Genomic DNA, 6,979 nt, shown 5'->3' on the forward strand with positions numbered 1-6,979 from the left:
ATTTATAATTGTTGGCAATCTTTTTTTGTATCTTTGTATATAATTAAGAATAATTAAATATATAATGGAACTTCCTATTTATCTAGATAACAATGCAACAACACCTCTGGATCCGAGGGTTTTGGAGGCTATGCTGCCTTATTTTACCAATAAATTCGGTAATGCAGCAAGTCGTAACCATGCTTTTGGCTGGGTTGCTGAAGAAGCGGTAGATTACGCACGTGAACAAGTTGGAAAACTGATCGGTTGTACTGAAAAAGAAATCATTTTCACATCAGGTGCTACAGAAGCTGACAACCTTGGTATCAAAGGTGTATTTGAAATGTATAAAGATAAGGGTAACCATATCATTACTGCAACTACAGAACATAAGGCTGTTCTGGACACTTGTAAGCACCTGGAGAAATTAGGCGCAAAGGTAACTTATCTTCAGGTAAAATCTGATGGTCTGATCGACCTTCAGGAACTTGAAGCTGCGATGACTGAACAAACCATTTTAGTGACCATCATGTATGGAAACAATGAAATCGGTGTAGTACAACCTATTAAAGAAATCTCAGCAATCGCCCATAAATATGGTGCATTGTTTATGAGTGATGCTACACAGGCTGTAGGTAAAATACCTGTTGATGTAAACGCAGATGGTATTGACCTGATGGCTTTCTCAGCACATAAAATGTATGGACCTAAAGGTGTTGGAGTATTATATGTACGCCGTAAAAACCCAAGGGTTAAAGTAACAGCACAAATGGACGGCGGTGGCCACGAGCGTGGAATGCGTTCAGGAACACTGAATGTACCTGGTATTGTTGGTTTAGGTAAGGCTTGCGAGTTGTGCCGCCTGGAAATGGACGAAGAAGCTAAACGTTTGTCTGCATTAAGAGATAAATTGGAAAGCGCTTTGACAGAACTGGAAGAAAGCTATGTAAACGGAAACACTCAACATCGCTTACCGCATGTAGCCAATATCTCGTTTAAATATGTAGAGGGAGAAGGATTAATGATGGCCATGAAAGACCTTGCAGTTTCTTCAGGATCTGCTTGTACTTCTGCTTCTTTGGAACCTTCTTATGTGTTAAAGAATCTTGGACTTTCTGATGATCTGGCGCATTCATCTATCCGTTTTGGACTGGGCCGTTTCACAACTGAAGAGGAGATTGATTATGCAATCGAAAACACTAAAAAAGCAGTGAACCACTTAAGAGACCTTTCTCCGCTTTGGGAAATGTTTAAAGAAGGAATTGATTTAAGTAAAATTGAATGGGCAGAACACTAATTGGTCTAGCCCTACAAAATTTATAACGTATTAATAGGCCGTGAGGCCTGGAGGAAAACAAAATGGCGTATTCAGAAAAAGTAATGGAACATTATACCAACCCACGTAATGTTGGTACTTTAAATAAAGATAGCAAATCAGTTGGTACAGGCCTTGTTGGCGCACCTGAATGTGGAGACGTTATGCGTCTGCAGATAGAGGTTGACGAAAACAATGTGATTACTGATGCTAAATTCAAAACATTTGGTTGCGGTTCTGCAATCGCATCTTCTTCTTTAGCTACAGAATGGCTAAAAGGAAAAACAGTGGATGAAGCGCTAACTATTGACAATATGGATATTGTTGAAGAACTGGCTTTACCTCCTGTAAAAATCCACTGCTCAGTTTTAGCTGAAGATGCCATCAAATCTGCAATCAATGATTACAGAGTAAAAAATGGCATGGAGCCAATTGAACTGGCCAAATCCCATCACTAAGTTTTAATACAATGATCACAATCACTGATAAAGCAAAAAGCAAAATAGATCACTTGATGCAGGATTCTCATCTTGGATCTGATTATTTCCTGCGTGTTTCTGTAAAAGGAGGCGGATGCTCTGGTTTATCATATAACTTAGATTTTGATAACGAAGAGAAAACCGGTGATCAATTCTTTGAAGACAGAGGAATCAGGATCGCGTTGGACATGAAATCATTCCTTTACCTTGCTGGTACTGAACTGGATTTTACCGACGGATTGAACGGGAAAGGATTTAACTTCAATAACCCTAATGCAAGCCGTTCTTGCGGCTGCGGAGAGAGTTTCTCGGTTTAAGATACATTACTTATATTTGCAAAGGGCACTTACGTGCCCTTTTTGCATTTTTAAATGTAAAAGTTTATCATTGCCGAATCAAGCTAAACAGCACATCATATGGTATCATTCAATGAGTTTTCTACTATCCCAAGTTTGTTAAGAAACGTAGTAGAGAATATCCACAAGCCCACGGAAACTTTTCTGATTCATAAAAAGAATACAGAATGGGAAGAAATATCTTACCAAGAGACCCTGGATTGTGCAGATGCGGTATCCGCATTTTTCCTTTCAAAAGGAATTAAAAAGGGTGACCGGATGGGATTGATGATTGAAAACGGGCCAGAATATGTTTATTACGACCAGGGCATCCAGCAAATCGGTGCCGTGAATGTTTCCATATACCCTACCCTTTCAGAACAGGAAGTAGAATATATTGTTAACGATTCAGGTATTAAAGCCATATTGGTAGGCAATCCTTTTCTATACAAGAAGATATTAAAAATCTCAGAGAACTGCAGGCAGCTTAAATACATTATTCCATCCTTTCCTGAGTATACCAAGATCAATATACCCGAAGGTTTAAAAGCGGAAGTCATTAGCTTTGACCAAATCCTGCAAACCCGAACAACGATTACCCCCGAACAAAAAATTCAGATTACAACCATACGCCTTTCTTTAAGACCCTCAGATCTTTCCTCTCTAATTTACACATCAGGAACTACGGGAACTCCAAAAGGGGTCATGTTGTCGCACGGAAACTTTGTAGAAAATGTCAAAGTTTGTCTGCAGCAAATACCGGTTATTGACGAAACAGAAATTTTTCTGTCTTTCCTGCCCCTGTCTCACGTATTCGAAAGAACAGCAACCTATCATGTCTGCTGTGCACAAGGCTGTAAAATTGCCTATGCCCAGAGTCTTGAACTATTGGCCAAAAACATGGCTGAGATCAGACCAACGGTGATGAGCTGCGTACCCAGATTATTAGAAAGAATCCATGACAAAGCCATCAAAAGCGGTACAGCAGAAGGTGGCCTCAAAGCAAAGATCTTTATTTGGGCTTTGGAAACGGGACAAAACTACCGCAGAAAAAAAGAAGCAGGTAAAAACCCTGGATTCATTCTTTCTGCAGAAAAGGCCATCGCCGAAAAACTGGTATTCAGCAAAATCAAAGAAAAAACAGGTGGTCGATTAAAATTTATGATTTCCGGAGGTGCTGCCCTGCCTAAAAATGTTGGTGAATTCTTTGGAAACCTGGGCATCAAAATCCTGGAAGGCTTTGGACTGACCGAAACTTCGCCGGTTATGGCAGTTACGGAATACGACAGGCAAATTTACGGTACTGTGGGGCGGATTATCCCGGGTATTGAAGTCGGCATACAGAATGTAGAAACCAAGAAAATGATCACCATTCAAACGCATGAATCTTTTAAGGAGGATTTTGAATGCGAGGAGGGAGAAATTATTGTCAGAGGCCACTGTGTAATGCAGGGCTACTTCAATAAGCCGGCCGAAACTGCTGAAGCCATTGATAAAGACGATTGGTTTCATACAGGCGACGTTGGTCGTTTCTACAAAGGGAACCTTCAGATTACAGACCGGATTAAAAACATGATTGTGAATGCTTATGGTAAAAATGTTTATCCCACACCGGTTGAAAATATCTATTTAAAAAGCTTGAAAATTGAGCAGCTCTTTTTAATTGGAGATAAACGGGAATACCTTACCGCTATTGTAATTCCCAACCGGGAGAATCTCCAGGAGGCATTCAAATTACCTGATTCTTTCTTCTTAAAACCCGAGGTCTTTATTGAAGAAAAGGAGATCATAGACTGGATCGGTCAGGACATTCGCAAATACGCTGCTGAACTTGCTAAATTTGAACGCATCAAGAATTTCAAGGTCAAAAGGAATCCCTTCAGTATGGAAGAAGGTGAAATTACACCGACCATGAAACCCAAAAGAAAGGTAATTGAGAAAAAGTATGCAGACATCATCAATGAAATGTATACTGAAGCAGTGGATTCAGAATAACAATTCCCAGGCTTTATTTATGTTTCTATTCCGAATGGAATTGGAAACATAATTCTTACTTTTGCATCTTTATTGAATTAATATACCAACAAGCTATACGGCAATGTGCCGGATATAAGACATATATGAGTACAGGACTATCAGAACAAGAATTGTTGCGTCGCAATTCGCTATCGCAATTACGCGAATTAGGAATTAATCCCTACCCTGCCGAAGCATTTGAAATCAATGCCCATGCAGCAGATATTTTAGCCAACTACGAAAAGGATAAAACCGCATACAAGACTGTGAGCATTGCAGGCCGTATCATGGGTCGTAATATTATGGGTGCTGCATCTTTTGCAGAATTGCAGGACTCCACCGGACGTATTCAGGTGTATCTGAAAAGAGATGAACTTTGCCCGGGTGAAGATAAAACCCTTTACAATACTGTTTTCAAAAAACTATTGGATATTGGTGATTTCATTGGTGTTAAAGGTTACGTTTTCACTACACAAACCGGGGAAATATCCATACATGTTACCCAGTTCACCGTATTATCTAAGTCTTTACGTCCACTTCCTATTGTAAAACGAGATGATGATGGAAATGTATATGATGGATTTACGAACCCCGAATTGCGCTACAGACAACGTTATGTTGACTTAACCGTTAATCCGGATTTCAAGAAGGTCTTCATCAACCGTTCCAAAGTGATCAACACCATGAGGAATTACTTTGATGAGCAAGGCTGGATGGAAGTAGAAACACCAATATTACAACCTATCCATGGTGGTGCTGCCGCACGTCCTTTTGCTACGCACCACAATACCCTGGATATGCCTTTGTATTTGCGTATTGCAAATGAGCTTTATCTGAAACGTTTAATCGTTGCCGGTTTTGATGGCGTGTATGAGTTCGGAAAGATGTTCAGAAATGAAGGAATGGACCGTACCCACAATCCGGAATTCACTTCTATGGAAATCTATGTAGCCTATAAAGATTATATCTGGATGATGTCTATGGTAGAGGAATGCCTGGAAAAAATTGCTGTTGCTATCCACGGTACACCAGTGATTAAAGTAGGTGATCAGGAGATTAATTTTGAAGGTCCGTACGAAAAACTGAGCATGTACGAATCTATTCAGAAATACACCGGTATCGACGTATCTCAAATGACTGAAGAACAACTTAAAGACACCTGCAAGAGCCTGAACATTGAAATCGATGCTTCTATGGGCAGAGGTAAACTTGTAGATGAAATTTTCAGTGAAAAAGTAGAAGCAAATCTGATTCAGCCAACCTACATCACCGACTACCCTATCGAAATGACACCGCTTGCCAAAAAACACAGAAGCAAAGACGGTCTGGTAGAGCGGTTCGAACTTTTTGTAATGGGTAAAGAAATTGGAAACGCTTATTCAGAATTAAATGACCCGATAGACCAGCGCGAGCGTTTTGAAGACCAGCTAAAACTCGCTGCCAGAGGTGATGATGAGGCAATGGCTATGGACGACGATTTTGTACGTGCATTGGAATACGGTATGCCGCCTACATCTGGTCTGGGTATCGGAATAGACAGATTAGTTATGTTAATGACCAACCAGTCTACCATCCAGGAAGTACTGTTTTTCCCGCAGATGAGACCGGAGAAAAAAGCAAAAGTAACCACCGATGAGGATTTCGTAGAAGCTGGAGTTGCTGCAGAATGGGTTCAGGTGATCAGAAAAATGGGGATCAACACCATAGAAGAATTAAAAGCCGCTAATCCAAATAAAGTATTTAATGATCTTGGCGGTATGCGCAAGAAGTTAAAACTGGATCTGGTGATGCCTACAAAAGATGAGGTAAACGCCTGGTTCTCTTAACAAAGAGATAACAAAAACTTAAAGGCTTGCTATACTAAACTATAGCAAGCCTTTTTTAATTTTAGGCGAAATAAATTTGTTGACATTATGAACAACTCAAGTCTGGAAATTACAGAAAATGAATACTGCATTAAGCTCAAGAAAGAGGCCTTCGACTTATCGCTGATTCGTCAGCTGATTAAACGCATCCAGTCAGAGCAGCTGTTCTTCAGCAGGTCAAAAGAATGCTATGAAGAAGACATCATCAGCAGAACTACAAGCTCGCTGGATGAAGAAAATTTTGATAGATTAAGCGATAAATAAAAAGAGCCACAAAAATGTGGCTCTTTTTATTTATCTGTATCTGATCTGCTGCTGTTTGTCCAGCATTCCCAGCTGATCTTTCATTTGCTTAATCTGATCTGCAAGCAATTTATTCTTGTCTGCTTTTTTGGCTTCCGTCAAATACATCTGCGCTTCTCTTTTATTTCTTTTTCCCATTGCAATCCCTGCCAGGCTTAATTTAGCCAATGCAACATTATGATCCATGTGCATACCCAGTGAAAGTGCTTTTTTGAAATACTTCTCCGACTGCATTGGCGCCTTTCTGGATTCGATTAACCCAATCAAAAGATTATAGTAACCATGCTGTACACGGATCAGTTGTTTTTCATAATTGGTGATCCTTCTTAAAAAAGTTTCCGCTTTAGGCATATTGTCCTTACGGAGAAACCATTGCGCAAGCAACATATTTTCGTTGAAAAAATAAGTTACACCTACTAAAAGGCTAATAAAAACGGCTAAAATACCCCAGCCCCAGAATCCAAAGATCATGAGTGCAATGGCGGCTCCAAGTATGGCAAAAGCTGCAATAAGTCGAACTATGTTTGGCATATTATTTTTCTAAATTTTTCTGCAAATATCGTGTTTAAATACTAGAAATTAGATTTAATATTCTAATTTCAGCAAAAAATAATTGAACAAAACCCAGCAGAACCACTCTGCGCTTGCCCTATTGTCATAGAAACTAAACAAATCATGATGATAAAC

7 protein-coding genes are annotated in these 6,979 nt (G+C 39.7%); 6 read left to right on the forward strand and 1 reads right to left on the reverse strand.

Going from position 1 to position 6,979, the window contains the following annotated elements; all coding sequences use genetic code 11:
- Positions 1-64 precede the first annotated feature (64 nt).
- The 6 genes from DBR11_RS18395 (at position 65) to DBR11_RS18420 (ending at position 6,253) form a co-directional block, all read left to right on the forward strand.
- Positions 65-1,276 carry an IscS subfamily cysteine desulfurase gene (locus DBR11_RS18395; protein WP_108554099.1) on the forward strand — a complete coding sequence of 404 codons (1,212 nt, stop codon included), beginning with the start codon at positions 65-67 and terminating at the stop codon, positions 1,274-1,276.
- A 62-nt stretch (positions 1,277-1,338) separates the two neighbouring features.
- Positions 1,339-1,752 carry a Fe-S cluster assembly scaffold IscU gene (gene iscU / locus DBR11_RS18400; RefSeq protein WP_108554100.1) on the forward strand — a complete coding sequence of 138 codons (414 nt, stop codon included), beginning with the start codon at positions 1,339-1,341 and terminating at the stop codon, positions 1,750-1,752.
- 11 nt (positions 1,753-1,763) lie between these two features.
- Positions 1,764-2,090 (forward strand): iron-sulfur cluster assembly accessory protein, encoded by a 327-nt coding sequence (locus DBR11_RS18405; RefSeq protein WP_108554101.1) that lies wholly within the window; start codon positions 1,764-1,766, stop codon positions 2,088-2,090.
- 99 nt (positions 2,091-2,189) lie between these two features.
- Entirely contained in the window at positions 2,190-4,103 is a 1,914-nt protein-coding gene (locus DBR11_RS18410) for a long-chain fatty acid--CoA ligase (RefSeq protein ID WP_108554102.1), read from the forward strand.
- A gap of 125 nt (positions 4,104-4,228) precedes the next feature.
- The gene (lysS, locus tag DBR11_RS18415; RefSeq protein WP_108554103.1) at positions 4,229-5,950 is read left to right on the forward strand and encodes a lysine--tRNA ligase; all 1,722 of its coding nucleotides are present in this window, start codon (positions 4,229-4,231) and stop codon (positions 5,948-5,950) included.
- An 87-nt stretch (positions 5,951-6,037) separates the two neighbouring features.
- On the forward strand, positions 6,038-6,253 hold the full coding sequence (locus DBR11_RS18420) for a hypothetical protein (protein WP_108554104.1): 216 nt from the start codon (positions 6,038-6,040) through the stop codon (positions 6,251-6,253).
- A 30-nt stretch (positions 6,254-6,283) separates the two neighbouring features.
- Here DBR11_RS18420 and DBR11_RS18425 read toward each other — a convergent pair whose 3' ends face one another.
- Positions 6,284-6,823: a hypothetical protein gene (locus DBR11_RS18425; protein ID WP_108554105.1), complete on the reverse strand. Its 540-nt coding sequence runs from the start codon at positions 6,821-6,823 to the stop codon at positions 6,284-6,286.
- Positions 6,824-6,979: the final 156 nt, after the last annotated feature.

The organism is Pedobacter sp. HMWF019 (genome assembly GCF_003061025.1).
GTDB lineage: Bacteria > Bacteroidota > Bacteroidia > Sphingobacteriales > Sphingobacteriaceae > Pedobacter.